This window comes from Nocardia stercoris (assembly GCF_003696265.1).
Taxonomy (GTDB): Bacteria; Actinomycetota; Actinomycetes; order Mycobacteriales; family Mycobacteriaceae; genus Nocardia; species Nocardia stercoris.
Genome location: NZ_RFFH01000021.1, coordinates 48,681 through 67,641, shown reverse-complemented (window position 1 = coordinate 67,641; position 18,961 = coordinate 48,681). Strand labels below are relative to the sequence as shown.

Below are 18,961 nucleotides of genomic sequence, written 5' to 3'. Positions count from 1 at the left end.
TGCACGATCCTGTCCATACCTGACTGCAACCACCAGCTCGATGTCTCGGCCGGGTAGGACCGATCCGCCGGGGACCAGGCGGTCGCCAGTGATGCGATGGACGCGACATCGGTCGGCAGAAGTTCACACGAAGAGGTCGCCGATACGATGCGACGGGTACTGAAGGTCTCATTACCGATATCGCATGCGCAAACTTATCGCGCCTAACTGGGTGGCCGCCTGCCTAGCCGGCATCGGTCCGAATCTCGTCGCCGACCTCGACGTTCTCGGAGATCTCAGCAGAGAACATCATCGAGATCTCACCCGTGACGTTCCGCTTGACGTGCATGGAGTCGAGGGTTCCCCGAATCTGGGTTCCGTCGGCTTTCTTGAGGACCACTGCGTCACCGATCGACATCAGACCTGTTGCGGTCCCCACCACGAACGGAACCGGCTCCGACGTCAGATGGAAAATTCGCGTGACCTTGAACGTCGCAGTCACTGCTACTTACCTCCATTGGTGTATCGATCCCAGAATTCAGCATCAACGCGATACGCCTCGTCTTCCATGTCGTTCATGGTGAGGGTATTGATGCGCCCGGCCGCATACTGCTCGATATGACAATTCTCGTGCACGAGTGTCCGCATCAAGGTTTCCTCGTCCGCAAACGCTGACGGGGCCAGGATAATCTGTCCCGGTTTCGTGCTTGCCAGCGCCTGCGCATAGTTATCGTAGTATGCGATGTCGTCTTCCGACGATGCGATCCTGACTTCGACGCCGCTGAGGTCCAGCCCGGCTTTCTGTGCGTATTCGGCGATTGTCTCCGGAGTCAGTGGCAAGTGGTCTCCACTGGCGAGCACCTCACGGCTCGTGCGCGCCATATCCCGGCTGAACATGCCATGTTCGTTCAGCAGAGATTCGCCGCGCTTCTTGAACATCCTCGCCAAGGCGTCGTCGACCCATTTCTTCACGCGCGCGAACAAGGTCTTCAACCGCTCGGCCAGCGGTTTCAGTGTCTTGGCGACCTCCGCGATCCGGCTGGCTACCCTGCCGATGATCTCCGATATCTTCGTCGCGCTCTTGCCGATCCGGGCTGCCCAGGCGGCGTTCCCGCCGATCTCGACCTCGGGCCCGAGTACGGACCCGATGGCGAACACGACTTCCATTCCGGCGGTTTGGAGCACGAGGTCGTCGAGTTCGTCGCAGATCTGCTTGTGCGCGTCATCGAGCTGGTGGGCGTAGTCCTCGCACAGTTCGCCGAGGGTCTGACACGCGTCACCGAGGTCGTTGATGTCTGTCTGGCGGTCGTTGCACGTGGTTGTCGCGGTTTGGATCTCGGTGGACTGTTGGTTGCCGAGCAACTCGATCGCCTTCGGAAATTCGGTCGCGATGGTGTGGAAGTCGGTCGACGCGGTCTTCCAGGCCGCACCTGCGGAATGCAGCTGGTCCTGGTGGCCGTCGGGCCAGGCGACAGCGAGGAACTTCTTCACCAGCGACCAACCGGTGGGTTCCCCGACACCTCCACCGTATTTGTATGCCGACGGCACATCCTCGCCGAGCGTCGGATCCGGCAGCAAGGTTGGTGGTTGGGGTGCCGGCTGGTTGTCGTGGTGGGCACCGGCGTCGGCTGACTCATGGTCGTGGGCGCAGGTCACGATAGTGTTCCGCAGTTGCGCGACGGCTCTGCCGAGCTGGGCGGAGGTCTTCATTGCGAGGCCGGCGGCTTCGTCGTAGTTCTGAGCCCAGGTCTGGCCGTTGGAGTCGTCGCCGGCCATGCCGCCGAGAGTTCCGAGTACGTTGTGCACCGCGTAGTGGGTCGTTGCCATCTCGGTGGCGGCAGTGGTGAACAGCTGTCCGGCGTTGGTGTAGTCCTCGGCCCGGTAGACGATGACCGGGACGGTCGGGGTGGGGCTCATGGCCACCGCTCGTGCGCGGCCTCGGCGCCTTCTGTATAGGACGTGTGGGCTTTGGTCAGCTTGTCACGCAACACCTTCAGCGCATCCTGCATGTCGCCGACAGCGCTGACCCGGTCGGTGTGGGCTTCCCTGTGGGAGTCGGCGGCGTCACCGGTCCATGAGACGTGCAGGCTCTCGATCTGAGTGTCGAGTTCGCTGATAGCGTCCTCGAGCGCCTTCTCCAACGCGTGGGTGTCGTCGATCAATGTCGAGATGCCGGTGAGGTCGGCCCGATAGTTGCCCACTGTCTCAGCCGATCGGGGGCAGGCTCAGCCCGCCGGTCAGGTGTCCCAACTGATCAGCGTGTGCGTCGTCGGTGGTGAGGTACGTGGTCGCCACGGTTCGCAGAGCGCCGGAGTCCTGGTAGAAGGAGCTGACGACCGATCGAGCCGCCTGCTCCCATTCGGTCCAGGGGTCCTCGTGCGAGGTGGCAGCGCTGCCGGTCCATTCCGTGCCGATCACATCCCGGACAGCGCGCATGTGTTTGTCGATCCGGTCGGACAGGTTCTGCGCGAACTGATCCACCCAGTCAGCGGTCTTGTTCAGCAGTTCGATATCGGCTTCGAATCCGGTCGCCATCCAAACCCCCTCTGGTGGTGCCTCGAAGAGAAGCTACCGAAACGGACTTGACGGTGTCCAGCGGGCGTGCGGAGGCTCCAGTCGGTGCTGCGGTTTCGGCTGGGTGGGTGATGCGATCCGGAGCCGGTACGACTGGTTTGACTCTTGTGTCGGTGGGTCGAAGTAGCCTGGCGTTGATGGGATTTCGCGGGATAGAGGGTTCGTATCAGGGGGCTCTTCGGGCATTCAAGACTCCGATGCTCGATCTGCTCCACCAGACGTATGCCCCGTTCGTAGTCACGATGTTGGCAAGCTTGTTCACGGCAGACCGTCCTGCGGTGGCTGTGGCTGACGCGCATGCGGAGATCAGCGCGGCACTGATTCAGTTGCGGGCAGCTGGATACGGCGACGACAGCGTGCTGCCGTTGCCGGTGGGGAATGCGCGTGATCTGTGCCGTCAGTGGGTGAACGCGGGGTGGCTGATCCGCCAGGTTCTCGACGATCAGGGCGAGATGTACCGGCTGTCCGCGCACGGTGTAGGTGCGCTGGAAGTCGCCGGCCGAGTCGGCGGGTCCCGTGCACGAGTCTCGGAGTCGCGGGTCCGGACCTTGATAGAGGCTGTCGGCCGGCTGTCCAACGACGCTGATCCGGATGTCGCGGCTTTGGTGGCCCGCCTGCGGATGGAGATCGAGGAACGCGAGCGGGAACTGCGGAGGCTGGAGAGCGGTGGCGACATCGAGCCGGTCGAGGACGAACGGTTGGTGGAGGAGGCGGAGAATGTCCTACATTTGGCACGGGAGCTGCCAGCGGACTTCGCCCGGGTGGCGGAATCCATCAAAGCGATGCAGCGGGATGTCGTGGCTGATCTGCGACAGGACGTACGGCCGACCGGTGAAGTGCTGCGTGAGTACCTTGAGCGGGGCCAGCAGATCATGGAGACGACGCCCGAGGGGCGAGCGTTCGCCGGCGCACTGCGGTTGATCGGTGATCCGGAGCAGATCGACGACCTGTCGAGTCGGCTGCGTACGGTGATGCGGCACCGGTTCACCGGGCAGCTGAGTGAGGCGCAGCGGCGGGACTTCACCGATATCGCGCGCCGGATCGAACGCGGTGTGAAAGAAGTGCTGGCCGCCCAGCGGCAGGCGTCGCATGTCATCACGACCCAGGTGCGCAACCACGATCCGATGCGGGACCGGGAAGTCGACGAGTTGCTGCGCGATGTGATGACCGGATTTCAGCGATGGATGCCCAGCTCTCGGCGTGGCGAGCCGATCGAGCCACTGCGCCACCTGCCGACCGCGGCCATCGAGCACCTTCGTCGATCGTTGACAGATCCGCAGCCACCACAACCGCCCGCGCCGTTGGCGCAGTGGGCCGAGGAAGCGATTCCGGACACCGACACCAGGGCCTGGGGCGGGCCGAACTACGCGGCTCTGGAGGACTTCTTGGCACAGCTCGGCGACGGCTCCGGTGATATCGCGGCAGCTTTCGGTGCGGCTCCCGAGGAGATCCGCCGCCCGGTGGATCTGCTCGGTCTGCTCGAGCTCGCGCACCGTGCCGGCATGACCGAAACCGAGGACGTCGTCATCGTCGACACGGTCCGGCCCGACCTGACCCGGCGTCGATTCGCCCTCGGCGGCGTGGTCAGAACGACGACGGAGGGGATTGAAGATGAATAAGTCTGGTGCTGAAGACATGTGGGTCGACGGGGCAGATGGTGGATTCATCGACCCCGTCTCGATGGAGGAAGACCCTGTCGAGTTGTTCGCCGGCGACGCGGGGACTCTAGCTGTGGATGTTCGGCGGGTGCTGGTGCGAATGTTGCAGCGTCGCTACCTGCTTGCCGAGAAGAGCCCGGGGCTGTGGCGGACCCTGCTGGACAACCAGCAACTGGTCGAGTCACGGATGCACGACATGTTCGTGCGCCTCGTGATCGATCACGACCGCGGCGTCGCCTATAAGGAGCAGGTTCGGTCGGTGGAACTCGATGTACCGATTCTGCTGAAGGACGAACCCTACAGCCGGGCCGAGACACTGGTATTGGTCTACCTGCGCACAATATTTCAGCAGGAGCAGGTCGCCGGTGAGATGTCCGCACGAGTCGACATCGAGGATCTCGAGCAGACGGTGCTGACCTATTACGACCCTGACGACACCAACCTGGCCCGTGGGCAGCAGGAGATCCGCGGTGCCGTCGCGAGATTGGCCCGGGAAGGGCTGATCGAGGAGGAGACCGCGGGTAGATATCGGATCACACCGTTGGTGGAGATCGTGCTGAGCGCGGAGAAGCTGAACGAGATCAAGAGCTGGCTGCATGCCCGCAACGAGGGCAGCGCCGTCGCGGTGGCCGATTCGGAGGGGGCCGTGCTGTGACGATGATCGATACGCTCTTCGGGCTCATTCCGGCGGCGTCTCGCGGTGAGCAGTGGGTGGCGGAGGATCTGCAACTGGTCAACTGGGGCGGGTACGACGGACATCATCGTGTACGGTTCGCGCCCAGAGCGACCTTGCTGTGCGGCGAATCCGGGTCAGGCAAGTCCACGCTGATGGACTCCTACATCGCACTGATCATGCCCCACACGATGCCCTTCAACGGCGCCTCCAACGGAGGCGTGGTCGGGCGGCCCCGCGGCAAGGATCAAAGGAACATCCTGTCCTATGCGCGGGGCAAGCTCGACGAATCCCGTTCCGGCGGGGAGACCAAGGCTCGGGTGCTGCGCGGTGAGGACAGGGACACGTGGTCAGCGATCGCGATGACCTGGACTGATCGGTCCGGGGCGAGATTTACGGCTGTGAGGGCGTGGTACGTGCCGTTGACGGCTCGCTCGCTCGACGACCTGGTCCAGGTGCGCGCCACCTGCGATGGATCCTTCGACCTTAACGCTCTGGTGGAGCCGGCGAGCAAACGGCTCGCGGAGTCGGCGGTCAAAGCAGCGGGACTGACCTGCTACCCGACGGACAAGGAGTACACCGCGAAGCTGCACGCCGCCTTGGGGATCGGCGCTGCCGGAGACGGGAACAAGGCTGTCGCGCTGCTCGGCCGGATCCAAGCCGGACAACAGATCACCACCGTCGACGCCCTCTACAAGACCATGGTCCTCGAAGAACCCGCCACACTCGCCACCGCCGACGAAGTGGTCAAACAGTTCGACGACCTGTCGAGCACACGCAAGCAGATGGCCGTTGCCCGCCAGCAGGTCCGCGCACTGACACCGATCCGCGCACATCGCCAGACGATCCTCGACGAGATCGACCGGCTTCAATTGATCGACGGTATCGGGTCGTTCACCGATCCGACGGCGTCGGCTGGACTGTGGTGCCAGGAACGGCGTGTCGAACTACTGGAAGCGGCGCAGGAAGATCTCCGCCAGCGCAGGAAGAAAGCGGACGACACCGTCACCGCGGCAACTGCGTCGGCGGAGGCCCTGCAGTCCGAACTCGAGGGAGTCGCGGAGACCCTGCGGCTTTCCGGCGGCGACCGATTGAGTCAGGCTGAGCGGGAACTCCGTGAGGTGAGTAAACGGCTCGAAGACGTCACGGGGGTCCGTACGCGACTCGACAAGGCCCTCAAAGAGCTCGGCGTCGAGATCGCCGGTCGCGACGACTTCAGCGCGTTGGTGGAGCAAGCACACCAACAACTCCGAGACGAGAAGGCCAGGGAAACCGCCCAGAATCGGTTCGCCGCAGCCATTTCGGATCAGGAAGGCATAGCGAAGGCGCTGGCCTCTTTGCGCTCCGATCGTGAAGAAGCGGGTGCTCGTCGCGACAATATCCCCGCAGACCTGCATCGTGCCCGAGCGGCGCTCGCCAAGGCTGCTGGCCTTGCGCCGGAGGAACTTCCGTTCGTCGGTGAACTGATCGAGGTCCGCACCGAGTTCGAGCCGTGGCGTGAAGCGTTCAATCTGGCGCTCGGCGGATTCGCCACGAAGATGCTGATCGACTCAGCCCATCTCGACATGTTCCGGACAAAGATCAACGCCGAGCGCACCATCCGCCGTATCCAATTCGAGGGCGCGCCAACGGGATTGCGAGACGAGGTGCGACTGGACACCCGCAGGTTGGCCGGCCGCCTCGACTATCGGCCCTCGCCGTTCACCGGCTGGCTGAAAACCGAGCTCACCCGACGATTCGACTATCTCTGTGTCGACACACCTGGCCTGCTGTCCCAGTACCCCAAGGCACTCACGATCACAGGTCAGACCTCCGACGGTGCACGCGGCGCGCACGGCGGTCAGGGACGCCCCAACGTCCTGGGCTTCACCAACGATCGGCTGCTGAGAAGCCTCGACGAACAGATCCTCGACGCCACGAGACGCAAATCGGTAGCCGACACCACCGTGCAGAAAACACGGGCCGACCTCGACTCCTACGAAGACCGCCGCAGCGCCTACAAGACGGTGACCGAACTGTCCTGGGAGCAAGTCGATGTCGACGCTGTCGCTGCTGAGCACGACCGATGGACGAAGATCATCAACGATGTCACGTCGGACAATCCCGAAATCGGCCGGCTGCAGAAGAAACTGAAGGAGCTGACCGGCCGAGTCAAGGACCTCACCGAGAAGGCCACTCTGGCCAAGCGTGACAAGCAACTACTCGACGACGCCTGGGAACGCACCGACAAAGACGCGGCCCGCGCTCAGCAGGCGCTCGAGGCCGCAGCTCAGTCCGGTCGGGAGGTAGACGGCGAGCATCGCGACTACCTGTACACGTTGTTCGGCACGGCGCAGGGCGATGACGTGGCGGCCGACAAGGCTGTCGAGCATTTCGAGGCGGCTATCGTGCGCGTGGCCAACCAGCTCAGCATGGATCGTCGGGCCGCGGAGGTCGCGATCGCCAATGCCAGAAAGGCACTGGCGGACACGTTCACGACCTTCGTCGAGCGGTGGCCCAACCCGAACCTCGGTACCGACTCCGAATCCTCATATGGCGACTTCGACCGTCTGCTGACCGATTTGGAGACCAGCCGACTCCATGAACTCGAATCGCAGTGGCGCGACAGCTTGCTGCGACTGTCAGGCAACGACCTCACCAGCCTGGACAGCGAACTCTCCTCGGCGGTACGCGAGATCCGAGACAGAATCGAACCGGTCAACCGGATCCTCGCGAGCCTGCCGTTCTCCGACGACGACCACCGCCTGCAGATCGACCCCCAGGAAAGTCACTCGGCGGTCCGTGCACGATTCCGCAAGGAGCTGCGGGAGGTCCGGCGCGTGATCGACGCGGCAGACACCGACGCCGGCCGGGAACGCGCCTACGTTCGGATGGCGAAGGTGATCGACCGCATCCGCCGGTCGGCTCCGGACTTCGCGGACCTGATCGACGTCCGCACTCACATCCGTATCAGCGCTGAAAAGCTCAACGCCGCAGGCGAGCACGTCGCGCTCTACGATCATATCGGCGAAAAGTCGGGCGGTGAATCCCAAGAACTCGTTGCCTTCATCGTCGGATCGGCACTGCGTTACCAGCTGGGCGATGCCGGCGCCGAACGGCCCCGCTACGCCCCGGTTTTCCTTGACGAGGCGCTGATCAAGGCCGACGCACGCTACACCGGACGTGCCATCGGGGCCTGGCGTGGCCTCGGATTCCAGCTCATCATCGGCGCACCCAACGACAAGAACAGCGCCATCGAACCGCATGTGGAAGCCGAATACCTGGTGCTGAAGAACTCCCGGAACGTATCGCAAGCCAAGCCGATCGTCGCTGTGCCGCAGGAGGATCGATGACCGCCAGCCTCGTCACCGCCGACAGTGCAGTCGACTCGGTTCGCCGCAAGATCGAGAACAAATGGGCGGAAGCAGTCTGCGCCGAGCGCGGCATCAACGAACCCGTCAGCTTCTCGGTGCCGCTGCGCCCAGGGATCTCGACCGGGAAAGCAGTCGAGCGGATCGGCTTCAGCGCCTGGCACGATTGGCAGACCGCGTGGTGCGACTTCGAAACCCGAATCATCAATGGTGTCGAAGGCGTCATGCTGATCCGCAAGCCGGTCGCGATTCAGGGCGTGACCTACGCCGTCCCGGCCACGCTGTTCGCCGAGAATCTCGCTGCTGCTGCTGAACTCGTATCCCGTGGTCGCGGTGCACCCCCCGCGCACGACATCGACCGTGCCCGGTCACTTGCCGCGTCTCTTGATGTGGGCGGCGCGATTCTCACCGCCACCACGTTGAAGGCCGTCTATCGCCTCGCAGACTGCGACACCGCAGTGCTGTTCGAGGCGATGGCCTGGCTGCGTGACCACCACGATGTCGCTAGCTGGACCGCCCGCCAGCTGCCGGTGCCGGGAATGCATTCGAAATGGCTGGAAACCCACGGCGAACTGTTGAAGACGGTGACCGGACGTGGCGTTCGCGACGAGGTCCGGCCCCGACTGGCCGTTGTCCACCTGACCTACGTCGACCCGGACTACATCGCCCTGAGCCGGCGCAGGCACGACGCCTGGACCACCGGCGACATCCAGGAACTGCCCTACCGGCCGCGGGTCGTCCTGATCGTGGAGAACCGAGACTGCCGGCTCTGGTTCCCGCCGGTGAGCGGTGCCGTCATCGTCGAAGGAGGCGGCAAGGCTGCCGCGTCCCTTCTCGCGGGCATCACCTGGATACGCGAGGCCGAACATGTCGCCTATTGGGGTGATATCGACGCCGACGGATATGCGATCCTCGATCGACTCCGCGCCGCGATGGCGACGCCGATTTCGGACGGATCGCCCGCGAGGACCGTCCACTCCGTCTTCATGGACATTGCGGATCTACACAGGCTCGCCCCTCACGGAGTGAACCACGACAAGGCAGGTCGGCCGCTCAAACCATGCGCCACACGGCTGGGCAACCTGTCCCAGGCGGAATCGGCCGCCTACAACTTCGTCGCCACCGCCGGACCTGCACCATTCCGGAGAATCGAACAGGAGAAGATACCACTTACCGAAGTTGCAATGCTGATCGAATCATCAACTGTCGCAACATAAGTGAGTGCATTCGGGGTCTTCGGGCGCGAGCGGGTCGGCGTTTTCGCGATCGACATCTCCATTTTCCGGGGTCCGTGTGGATGGTGAAGGGCGCCGAATTCCAGCCCTTTCAGCCGGGGCGACGAGCTGCGCTCGTCGCGGGCCATCTGTAGACACGCCGCTGATGGGGGACACCTGCGTTGCGCAGGTTCGCTTCCCCGGCAGGACACGTAAAACATGGGCAACTGGAAAACACCTGGTCATCGTGGGATGTATCAGAGTAGCCGCCGGAGCTGGCCCACTCGGAATGAGTAGCTTCCTATCCTTTTCTTATAGCGCCCGCGGAAAGGCTCTATAGGGGGATGGGAACGGGGCCGACCAGCAACTCTCCGGAGGAATGCTGACGCCCGAACTGGGATTAGGCCGTCGCCAGCCTGCTTCCCGGCTGCCGCCGAACATCACCTCGCACTGGTATCGCAGGGGCCGGCACCGGCCGGTGAGGTTCACCCCGAATGGTGGACAGGGGTTCAAGCAGCTCGGGCTGCGACTGTCAGGGACTGCTCGTAGCGAACGGGACTGATTCCGCCGATCGACGAGTGCCGCCGGTGATTGTTGTACCAGTCCATCCAATTGTCAACCGAGGCAACGAGTTCGGCTCTGGTGGCGTAGGCGTGCCGATAGTAGTGCTCGTGCTTGAAGCTCGACCACAACGATTCGGATGCGCTGTTGTCCCAACATATTCCGGTCGCCCCCATCGAGCGCCGCAGCCCGTGTCGGGCGCAGGCTCGCGCGGTCAATCCGGCGGTGAACTCGCCACCGCGGTCCGAATGCAGGACCGTGCCCTCGACTCGGCCGCCGCGGGCCGCGACCGCGGCGTCGATGGCGGCGGTGACCATGTCGGCGCCGATGTGGTCGGTGATGCTGTAGCCCAGGACCCGGCGGGTGTGCCCGTCGCGGACAGCGCAGAGGAACATGTCACCTTCACCGCAGGTCAGGTAGGTGACATCCGTCGTCCAGACCGCGTCGGGGCGGCCCTGGTCGAACCTGCGTGACACCAGATCCGGCGGGAACGACGCCGTCGGATCCTGCACTGTGGTCCGCATTTTGAACGTGCGGGGGCTGATGCCTTCCAGGCCGATCGAGGCCATGATCTTCGCGACCGTCTTGGCCGAGACCCGCTCGCCCTGATCTCGCAGTTCGCCGGTGATCCGGGGTGAGCCGTAGGTGCCAGCGGACTCGGCGTGGACCTCGACGATCTTGGCGGTCAGGTCGGCTCGCCGTTGCTGCCGGCCGGTGAGAACCGTTGCCGTGCAACGCTTCGCCCACTCGTAGTAGCCGGATTTCGACACCTGCAGCAGGCGTGCCATGCGGCGGACCGAGAATCGTTGTCCCGCAGGGCGGCTGGTGCCGGCGGTCTCGGTGATGTCGTGTGTGTCGGGGGCGGCGTACTTCGCCATCAGTTCGAACCGGTCCGGTTCTTCTGCATCGCGGCAAAGTACGCCGAGGCTTTTACCAGGAACTGGTTGTCTTTCTCCAGTTCGGCGACTTGGCGCCGCAATCGCTGCAGCTCGGCCCGCTCGGCGGCGTCCAAGGGTTTCTCGCCGACGACCTCGGCCGCGGCGATGCGGCGGCGTTCGGCCTTGACCCAGTTGGAGAGCAGGCCGTCGTTGATGCCGAGCTCGCGGGCGACCTCGGCGATCGTGCGCCCGGTATCGATCACCCGGTGCGCGGCCTCGACATTGTACTCGGTCGAGTACGACCGGCGTTGGCGAGGAGGCATGCGGACATCCTTCCAGCAGGACCGCAGGTCCTGCGTATCAGGTGTCCACTACCCGGGGTGAACCTCACGCTACTTGACGGCAGCAGTTGCGGACGCATGCATAGCTGGTGTACGACCCTAGCAGGTCGCCCGCAGGTGCACAAAACTCCTATACCGCAGTGCTTTCCGTCGGTGCTGCCGATCCTGCGACCGTCGTTGTCGGTGATGTCGGTTAGCCTCTGTGTGGGACGTTGACAGCCAGTGCCCGTCCTACTACCAGGGCCTCCGGGTCACCATCCTTTGATGAGCTAGGACACCCCGACTGATGGCAGTGACTCAGCAGGAAATCGAGAACCGGTTGTGGGACGCAGCGGATGAGCTGCGTGTGGCGATGCCCGAAGCACAGTACTCCTCGGTCGTCTTCCCGCTGATGTTCTGGAAGTACCTATCAGATACTTGGGAGCATCATCACCAGGAGTTCCTGGACGAGAACCAGGGCTTGGACGATCTTTCCGCCGAGGAAGCCCGCGAGATCGAGTATCGCGACTACCAATCGTTCGAGATCCCGTGCATCTACCCGGGCACCGTGCAGGAGCGCCGCGCCTCGTGGTCGTCGATCCTCGCCACAATCACCCAGCCCGGCCTCGGCCAGCGGGTCCGCGCCTGCCTGCAGGCCATCGAGACGGCCAACCCTGACAAGTTCTCCCGCCTGTTCGGATCCATGACATGGACTTCTGAAGAGGTGCTATCGAGCGAAGTGTTGGCGTCGGTTATGCGGGCGATGAACCGAACCCCGAAGATGCACGAAGGCAACATGTCCCACGACGTGCTCGGTGGCGCGTACGAGTACCTGCTGAAGCGGTTCTCCGACGGGTCCGGGACCCGCGCCGGCCAATTCTTCACCCCGCGCGAAGTCGTGGAGTTGATCGTGGAGCTCCTGGACCCCAAGGGGTTCGAATCGGTATACGACCCGACATGCGGCTCGGGCGGCATGCTCATCGCTTCGGCGAACCTCCTGAAAGCCCATGGCGGTCGGGGCTACACGCTCCGCCTGTACGGGCAGGAATCTGTCCCAGATATGGCGGGTGTGGCCCGCATGAACCTCTTCATGCACAACCTCACTCAGTTCCAGGTCGAGGTCGGAGACACCCTGAAGGAGCCGCGCTTCAAGAAGCCCGACGGGTCCGTCGCGAAGTTTGACGTGATCCTCGCCAACCCGCCCTATTCCCAGAAGTGGAAGCCCTGGAACAAAGACCCGCGTGCGATCGGTGGTGTCGCACCGCAGTCGACGGCAGACTGGGCGTTCGTACAGCACATGATCGCATCGATGAACCCGAAAAACGGGCGTGCCGGTGTTGTTCTGCCGCATGGCGTTCTGTTTCGTGGCGGCCAGGAAGCAGCCATTCGCCAGCGCATCCTAGACGATGATCTGTTGGAAGCCGTAATCGGTCTGCCATCGAACCTCTTCTACGGCACAACGATACCTACCTGCATCCTCGTGTTTCGTGCACCTGGAACGAAGGCATTGGAGCGCAAAGACGGGGTGCTTTTCATCGACGCCTCCAAAAGGATCACCAAGGCCAAGAATCGAAACGTCCTGACAGACGTGGACATTGCCGATGTGGTGACCGCCTACCTTTCAAGCTTCGATGCCGACGGCGAGCCGGTGGACGCGGGCCGCGAGGGCAGCCTCTTGGCGCGGCTCGTTCCCACAGCAGAGATCGTGGCGAACGGGTACGACCTCAACATCGGGCGCTACATCAAGCAGGCCGCCGCTGAGGCCGAAGACCTCGGCACCCTCATCGACGCTTACAACCTAGCCCGCGCCGAACGACAAGCAACCGAAGCTCACATGCTGCAGGTGCTCGCGTCCGCGGGGATCGAGGGTTTCGATGACTGAGCCCACCGAGTGGGAGCTAGGCACTCTGGACGATGTCCTCGAGCACGTTGATGTCCGAAACAACGACAAGTCTGTTGACCTAGTGCTCAGCGTCACCGAGGGACGCGGCGTCGTTCCCCAGACCGAGGTGTTCAGCAAGAGGATCGCCACCGAGGACACGAGCAAGTACAAGGTTCTCCAGCCCCTGGACATCGCCTGGAACCCTTATCTTCTCTGGACCGGAGCTGTCGGGCAGTGGCTTGGCGACAGTGCTGGCGTGACCTCCCCGGTTTACCCGGTATTTCGAGCCCGCGAAGGGCAAGACGCGCGGTTCTGGGGGTTGGTCCTCGAAAGTGGTGTGCTCACACCGTACTTCGACAGGCATGCGATTGGCTCCATCGTTCGTCGCCGCCGCACTACAATGCCGGTCTTCGTGAAGGCCCCGACCTTCGTCCCGCCCCTGATGGTGCAGGAGGGGATCGTCGAGGTCATCGGTGCGGTGGATGCCCAGATCGCCGCGCTCGACACGGAGGCAGGGACGCTGAAAGCAGTTCTGCGTCGCCGACGAGCCGACCTCATCACTGACGACGCGGTTGAATCCGTCAGGGCCGAGTACGCTTTCGATTTCTCCACTGGTGTCCGCCGGACACCTGACAGGGCAACCGGCCCATACATGACGCCATACCTCCGTTCGGCGAACGTCGGCTACGGGACTCTCGACCTTTCGGACATCCTCGAAATGAACTTCGACCCGGCGGAACGCAAGAAGTTCAGCCTCCAATATGGCGACGTCGTGGTGTCGGAGGGCAGTGCAAGCGCGAATGCGGTTGGGATGCCGGCCATGTGGCGAGATGAGATCCCAGGGCCCGTCTGCACCCAGATGACCTTGCTCCGTCTCCGGGCACTGCAAGGGGTTTGTGTCCCTGAGTTCGTATTCCACTGGAGCATGTGGGCCTACGAGTCCAGGGCCTTCCTTGAGGTCGCGGGCGGCACGAACATCAAGCACATCAGCGCCAAGCGGGCGAAAGGCATGGCGGTGCGGCTACCGTCGCTCGACCGCCAACGCGAGATTGCGGCGGAACTTGACGCGATGGACTCTGCCTTGGCGGCGACTCGGGCGGCGGCCGTCCGTCTCCGTGCGGTCCGGGTGGCACTGCTGTCGGGGCTGTTGGACCGCACCATCGACATCGAGTCCGCGGAGTTGGAGATCTGAGCAGTGGCTAAGGGCATTCGAGAGCGTGAGTTCCAGAATCTGATGATCCAATGGTCACTCCCGATGGGCTGGAACTTCACGGCCGGTAGGGCGTTGCCGCGCAACACAACGCAGACTGTGATCACCTCGCAGCTACGAGACGCCATCGTCCGGCTCAACCCTGGCGTGATCGACGGGTTCGACGTGGATGCCGTGGTCGAGGAGATCGTCGCCACGGTCAACGCTGTCGAGGGTGGGCTGGTGCGGGCCAACGAGCAGGTGCTGCACATCCTGCGTGGGCTCAAGGAATTCCGCGACGCTGACGGCGTGTGGCACGCGCTGAAGGTAATCGACTTCGAGCAGCCGGCTGACCCGGAGCGCAACACCCTGGTCGTGTCGGACGAGGTGACAATCACCGTGCCGGGTAAGACTTCTCGCCGGTTCGACCTCGTGTGCTGGGTCAATGGGCTGCCTCTGGTCGTAGTCGAGGTGAAGTCCCCGACTGCGAAGTCCGGATGGGCGGATGCAGCCCGGGAGATCAACAACGTCTACGCCCCCGAGTACCCGTGGTTCTTCACCCCCAATGTCTTCGCCGTCGCCTCCGACGGGCTGAAACTGCGGTTCGGCGCCGCCGGTGCACCGACGAACTTGTGGCAGCCGTTCCGGTCCACCGCCGACGACGAGAACCTGTCCGGGCAGGCCGATGTGCGGCGCTCGGTCGAGTTGCTGATGAACCCGGCCGTCGTTCTGGACATGTTGGCGAATTTCGCCTTGTTCGACACCTCCGGGGGCGGGGTGGATATCAAGTACCTGCCCCGCTACCCGCAGATGGAGGCCGCGCACCTGATTCACAAGCGGGTCCTGGAGGGCGGCTCGAAGGGGCTGATCTGGCATCACCAAGGCAGCGGGAAGACGCTGCTCATGGTGTTCGCGGCCTCATTGCTACTGGCCGACACCCGCACCGAGTCGCCCACGATCATCCTGCTGTCGGACCGGACCCAGCTCGTCCGCCAGACCTCCGGGGTATTCACCTCGGCGATGGGTGACGCCTATTTCCACCAGCCTGCGACCAGCCAGGAGTTGCGTTCTCTGCTGGGTGACGATGTGCGTGGTGTCATCTCCACGACCGTGCACAAGTTCGCCGACGCAGGCGAGAACCTGTCGACTCGCAGCAATATCATCGTGATGGTCGACGAGGCACACCGCACCCAGTCCAGGCGGTCGAAGTCACTGGCCGGGCAGATGCGCGCAGCATTGCCGCGGGCGAAGTTCTTCGGAATGACCGGCACCCCTGTCCGGAACCTCGCCACCGACACCTTCGCCCTCTTCGGCGAGGAGACCGACCCGGGCAGGGTACTGCACCGGTACTCGGTGTCCCGGTCTCTGCTGGACGAGGCCACCGTGCCTGTCATGCTGGACCCACATCCGGTGTCCTTCGAGATGAATGACCAGGAATTACAGGACCAATTCGACCAGTTTGCCGACGAATTCGACCTCGATGACCCCGATCGGGAGGCTCTGTCCCGCAAATTTGGACGACTCACCTCGGTGTTTGCAAACCCCGACCGTATCCAGGCGGTCTGCCAGGACATCGTGGACCACTATCTGGCCGGCGCCTACCGCAATGGCCTCAAGGCTCAGGTGGTCGCCTACAACCGTGAGCTGGCCGTGGCATACACAGACAAGATCAACGAGCTGCTCGCCGGCTTCGAAACGTCGCAGGTACTCGCCGCGGTCGGCAAGCACGATCGGATCACTGCCGAGGTGAACATCTCCGTCTCGGACTCCAAGGACGAAGACCCTGCCATGCGTCCATTCCGGCTTTCGGAGACCGACGAGGAGGAGCAGAAGCGGCGGTTCCTCGCTCCGGACGACCCGCTGTGTTTCCTGGTGGTGACCGCGAAGCTGATGACCGGGTTCGACGCCCCCAACGAGGGCGTGCTTTACCTGGACAAGCCACTGAAGGCCCACAGTTTGTTCCAGACGATCACTCGCCCGAACCGAACCTGGGTGTCTCCGAACGGGTTTGTGAAAACTGCCGGCGTGGTCGTGGACTACATCGGCCTGGCCGCAGAGGTTCAGCGAGCGGTTGCTGATCCTACCCCGGCCGCGGCCGATGAGGGCGGGGGATTCATCACCGACGTGTCCGAGCTGGTCGCCGAATTCCGAACCACCTTCGCATGCATCGAAGACCTGCTCGCGGACGTGGATGGCCTCGACCTCACCGTGCATGGCTATGAGTCCGTGCGAGCTGTCAATGGCTTCCTGGACGCCAATCCTGGTGCGGCTGAAGTGTTCACGAAGAACTACCAGCTCCTGGCTCGACTTTACCCATACATCAACACCGACAAGCGGATCGCCAAGTACCAGGACGGCTTCGGGCTATTCGGGTCCGTCTACACGACCCTGCTCAAGAAGTCCTCAGACGAGGAACGCAAGGAACGGCTGAGCGAGCTGGGGCCGATGGTCCTGGAGATCATCAATGCCCACGTCCACTCATTCTCCGTGGTCGCCGCCCAGGAAGAGCCTCTCGTCCTGGACGCCCAGGGCATCGCCATCCTCAAGGAACTGCTGGCCCTGGTCCGCCGCAACCCCGGCAGGGGCGACAGCGGCGATAAGACGCCGCCGTCCGCAGCGGAGATCCTGAACCACATCAAGGCCGCACTTGATGAGGGCGTCGAACCGGGATCCGCGAAATACACCGCCCTCGCCGAGCGGATCAGGCTGCTGCGGGACCGAATCATCCAAAACTCCCACGACGCCCTGGAGTTCCTGTCCGAAGCACTCCGGATCGCCCGCGCCATCGTCAACGCCCAGAGGCACCCCGACGAAGCCGTCGTGCTGGATGAGGACCACGTGGGCGTCCTGACACGGATCATCCACGACCACGCACCCACCGGCCTCACTGTCACCGAAAGAAACCTTGCCGAGGAGATCGACCGGGTAGTTACCAACACCCTCGCCCGGTCATGGGACAACAGCGACGCCCGAAACCGAGGTGCCCGCCGCGCCGCCGCCGCCGTCTTCCGCCGATACATGTTGAAACCAGTAGGGGAACCATACGACTCCACGGTCGCCTACATCGAAGCGCACTACCTGGTCGACTGATCGGCCGCCGGCCGAAATCGCGGACACACTGGTCTCGAATCGTCAAGTGCGGAGGGGGTCCGCCGTGGCGAGAATGCCATCTACCGGCTTCACGACGGTACTCGTGGCACGAGTTGCCCGCCGGGAAGGCAAATTTGCGGATATGAATGCCAGACGATGGGCGCCGCGCAGCCGGGGAAGACGGCAACCGTGCGGCAGTTGCGACGGTTGAAGTGTGTGCCTGACCCCGCAACTCAGCCGACCGCTGATCCGATCGACCACGGCCACGGCTGACACGGTTGCCGGCCGTCTCCGCGACACAGCGTCGCGATCCACCCGTCCACTGGAGGACTGCCCGGTATCGAACACAGGCCGCGAATCTGACCTTCCAGCCGGAACCCGCTGCGCCACGCGGTCTTCGCCGAGGCCCAATTCCCGGCCACCGCTCGCCACTGTAATACCTCCACTCCGGTACTGAATGCGTGGTCGGCGACCAGCCCGAGCGCGGCCGACATCAAACGCCGACCTCGCCACGCTGGGTGTAAGCCGAAGCCGACGACCGCCATTCCGGCACCGTCGGGCCGGTAGTCGATCGTTCCGGCCAGCACGTTGGGTTTCTCCACCGTCGACACCGCCCAGCAACGGAGCGCCTCGGAAGAGCGGTCCTCCCATGCCGACTTGACGCGTGCCAGGAATTCGGCGGCTTGATCTGGGCCGTAGGGCCGGGGCACTGTGGTGTACCGGAGCATGTCCACGTCGTTGCACTGCTCGACGATCGCCGGTAGGTCGTCGGCGCGGTGCGCGCGCAGCAGTACCCGCCCATCCCGGAGAAGCGGTACACAGTCTGGGAAACGCCGTGTCATCACCCCAGGAAACGCGCCAACCCGGCAGTCGGCAACCGAATTCCTGCGCTATGACGCGGTCCGCCGCTCGGCCTTCCGTCTACCGCTTCACCAGTACGGCGAGGTAATCCTGCTTCTCGCTGTGGTGCAGGTCTTCGAGCCGCCATGGCGTCGCGGCCAGCACTTCGACGAGTTCGTCGGCCGAGGTCAGCCAGTAATCGAACCACCCGGTGGCGGTGCGGCGGTGCCGCACCCGCAACCGCAGTTGCCCTCCTGGCCGGCCGGCGGTCCGGTTGCGGTCGTGATATGCCAGGTGCAGCGGGTCGCTGGTCCGGTACGGGTCGGTGCCGCGACCGTAGATCCGCGCCCCGCAGCTGGTCACCGCCGCGAGCGCATCCAGAAACTGCGGCGCCTGCGTCGGTGAGGCAAGCAGGCCGAGGTTGTTGCCCAGCAACAACACCGAGTCCCACACCGGCTGGTCCAGATTCGCCAGTTCATCGACCTCGCCGTGGAAGGTGTCGGATACGCCCCTGCTGCTGCACACCGCGATCGCGCCCGCCGAGGTGTTCCAGCGCCAGCACTGGAACACCTGCCTGCTGTAAGGCCAGGCTCGCCCGACCCGCGCCGGCACCGACGTCGAGAACCCGTCCCGTGCACGCCGAGACCGCCGCACGATCCAGCTCTGGCCACTCTTCGCCGACGGCGAAGTAGCGAGCGGCACGTGATGCAAAGATGTGGCCGTCGTCGCGCTCGACGATCTCCGCTACCCCTG

The 18,961-nt window shown here is 63.9% G+C and carries 15 protein-coding genes; 7 read left to right on the top strand and 8 right to left on the bottom strand.

All coding sequences use genetic code 11. The annotated features are described in order from the left end of the window. Positions 1-223 precede the first annotated feature (223 nt). The 4 genes from EBN03_RS30055 to EBN03_RS30040 are packed head-to-tail and all read right to left on the bottom strand — an operon-like array spanning position 224 to position 2,514. Positions 224-481, bottom strand: a complete 258-nt coding sequence (locus EBN03_RS30055) for a hypothetical protein (protein ID WP_122191543.1) — start codon at positions 479-481, stop codon at positions 224-226. 2 nt (positions 482-483) lie between these two features. Then, positions 484-1,896, bottom strand: a complete 1,413-nt coding sequence (locus EBN03_RS30050) for a WXG100-like domain-containing protein (RefSeq protein WP_122191542.1) — start codon at positions 1,894-1,896, stop codon at positions 484-486. Continuing rightward, complete coding sequence (locus EBN03_RS30045) at positions 1,893-2,180, bottom strand: WXG100 family type VII secretion target (RefSeq protein WP_122191541.1); 288 nt, start codon at positions 2,178-2,180, stop codon at positions 1,893-1,895. Before EBN03_RS30045 ends, EBN03_RS30050 begins: the two co-directional genes overlap by 4 nt. Positions 2,181-2,184: 4 nt before the next feature. Continuing rightward, positions 2,185-2,514 carry a WXG100 family type VII secretion target gene (locus EBN03_RS30040; RefSeq protein WP_122191540.1) on the bottom strand — a complete coding sequence of 110 codons (330 nt, stop codon included), beginning with the start codon at positions 2,512-2,514 and terminating at the stop codon, positions 2,185-2,187. 53 nt (positions 2,515-2,567) lie between these two features. On the opposite strand from EBN03_RS30040, the gene EBN03_RS30035 reads away from it, so the two are divergent. From EBN03_RS30035 to EBN03_RS30020, 4 genes are read left to right on the top strand one after another with little or no spacing between them, the layout of a single operon-like run. Next, positions 2,568-4,172 (top strand): DUF3375 domain-containing protein, encoded by a 1,605-nt coding sequence (locus EBN03_RS30035; RefSeq protein ID WP_233608745.1) that lies wholly within the window; start codon positions 2,568-2,570, stop codon positions 4,170-4,172. Further along, the gene (locus EBN03_RS30030; RefSeq protein WP_122191538.1) at positions 4,165-4,866 is read left to right on the top strand and encodes a DUF4194 domain-containing protein; all 702 of its coding nucleotides are present in this window, start codon (positions 4,165-4,167) and stop codon (positions 4,864-4,866) included. The genes EBN03_RS30035 and EBN03_RS30030 overlap by 8 nt, the downstream gene beginning before the upstream one ends. Positions 4,867-4,868: 2 nt before the next feature. After that, positions 4,869-8,216 carry an ATP-binding protein gene (locus EBN03_RS30025; RefSeq protein WP_233608744.1) on the top strand — a complete coding sequence of 1,116 codons (3,348 nt, stop codon included), beginning with the start codon at positions 4,869-4,871 and terminating at the stop codon, positions 8,214-8,216. Beyond that, on the top strand, positions 8,213-9,451 hold the full coding sequence (locus tag EBN03_RS30020; protein ID WP_122191536.1) for a Wadjet anti-phage system protein JetD domain-containing protein: 1,239 nt from the start codon (positions 8,213-8,215) through the stop codon (positions 9,449-9,451). Before EBN03_RS30025 ends, EBN03_RS30020 begins: the two co-directional genes overlap by 4 nt. Before the next feature lie 506 nt (positions 9,452-9,957). Here EBN03_RS30020 and EBN03_RS30015 read toward each other — a convergent pair. Both EBN03_RS30015 and EBN03_RS30010 read right to left on the bottom strand, forming a co-directional pair. After that, entirely contained in the window at positions 9,958-10,887 is a 930-nt protein-coding gene (locus EBN03_RS30015; RefSeq protein WP_122191535.1) for an IS3 family transposase, read from the bottom strand. Next, positions 10,887-11,210, bottom strand: a complete 324-nt coding sequence (locus EBN03_RS30010) for a transposase (RefSeq protein WP_122191534.1) — start codon at positions 11,208-11,210, stop codon at positions 10,887-10,889. The genes EBN03_RS30015 and EBN03_RS30010 overlap by 1 nt, the downstream gene beginning before the upstream one ends. Positions 11,211-11,514: 304 nt before the next feature. Here EBN03_RS30010 and EBN03_RS30005 point away from each other — a divergent pair, with 304 nt between their 5' ends. From EBN03_RS30005 to EBN03_RS29995, 3 genes are read left to right on the top strand one after another with little or no spacing between them, the layout of a single operon-like run. Next, positions 11,515-13,089 carry a type I restriction-modification system subunit M gene (locus tag EBN03_RS30005; RefSeq protein WP_122191533.1) on the top strand — a complete coding sequence of 525 codons (1,575 nt, stop codon included), beginning with the start codon at positions 11,515-11,517 and terminating at the stop codon, positions 13,087-13,089. Next, positions 13,082-14,281, top strand: coding sequence for a restriction endonuclease subunit S domain-containing protein (locus EBN03_RS30000; RefSeq protein ID WP_199743030.1), 1,200 nt, complete (start codon positions 13,082-13,084; stop codon positions 14,279-14,281). Before EBN03_RS30005 ends, EBN03_RS30000 begins: the two co-directional genes overlap by 8 nt. Positions 14,282-14,284: 3 nt before the next feature. Further along, positions 14,285-17,368, top strand: a complete 3,084-nt coding sequence (locus EBN03_RS29995) for a type I restriction endonuclease subunit R (RefSeq protein ID WP_122191532.1) — start codon at positions 14,285-14,287, stop codon at positions 17,366-17,368. A gap of 233 nt (positions 17,369-17,601) precedes the next feature. Here EBN03_RS29995 and EBN03_RS35920 read toward each other — a convergent pair whose 3' ends face one another. Next, positions 17,602-18,210, bottom strand: a complete 609-nt coding sequence (locus tag EBN03_RS35920) for a GNAT family N-acetyltransferase (RefSeq protein WP_122191531.1) — start codon at positions 18,208-18,210, stop codon at positions 17,602-17,604. A gap of 79 nt (positions 18,211-18,289) precedes the next feature. Then, positions 18,290-18,778, bottom strand: a complete 489-nt coding sequence (locus EBN03_RS29985) for a hypothetical protein (protein WP_199743029.1) — start codon at positions 18,776-18,778, stop codon at positions 18,290-18,292. Positions 18,779-18,961: the final 183 nt, after the last annotated feature.

Excerpts from the sequence above, each read along its gene's own strand:
- EBN03_RS30030 (WP_122191538.1), top strand. The coding sequence starts at position 4,165 with ATGAATAAGTCTGGTGCTGAAGACATGTGGGTCGACGGGGCAGATGGT.
- EBN03_RS30005 (WP_122191533.1), top strand. The coding sequence starts at position 11,515 with ATGGCAGTGACTCAGCAGGAAATCGAGAACCGGTTGTGGGACGCAGCG.
- EBN03_RS30025 (WP_233608744.1), top strand. The coding sequence starts at position 4,869 with ATGATCGATACGCTCTTCGGGCTCATTCCGGCGGCGTCTCGCGGTGAG.
- EBN03_RS30020 (WP_122191536.1), top strand. The coding sequence starts at position 8,213 with ATGACCGCCAGCCTCGTCACCGCCGACAGTGCAGTCGACTCGGTTCGC.
- EBN03_RS30000 (WP_199743030.1), top strand. The coding sequence starts at position 13,082 with ATGACTGAGCCCACCGAGTGGGAGCTAGGCACTCTGGACGATGTCCTC.
- EBN03_RS35920 (WP_122191531.1), bottom strand. The coding sequence starts at position 18,210 with ATGACACGGCGTTTCCCAGACTGTGTACCGCTTCTCCGGGATGGGCGG.
- EBN03_RS30015 (WP_122191535.1), bottom strand. The coding sequence starts at position 10,887 with ATGGCGAAGTACGCCGCCCCCGACACACACGACATCACCGAGACCGCC.
- EBN03_RS30040 (WP_122191540.1), bottom strand. The coding sequence starts at position 2,514 with ATGGCGACCGGATTCGAAGCCGATATCGAACTGCTGAACAAGACCGCT.
- EBN03_RS30050 (WP_122191542.1), bottom strand. The coding sequence starts at position 1,896 with ATGAGCCCCACCCCGACCGTCCCGGTCATCGTCTACCGGGCCGAGGAC.
- EBN03_RS30010 (WP_122191534.1), bottom strand. The coding sequence starts at position 11,210 with ATGCCTCCTCGCCAACGCCGGTCGTACTCGACCGAGTACAATGTCGAG.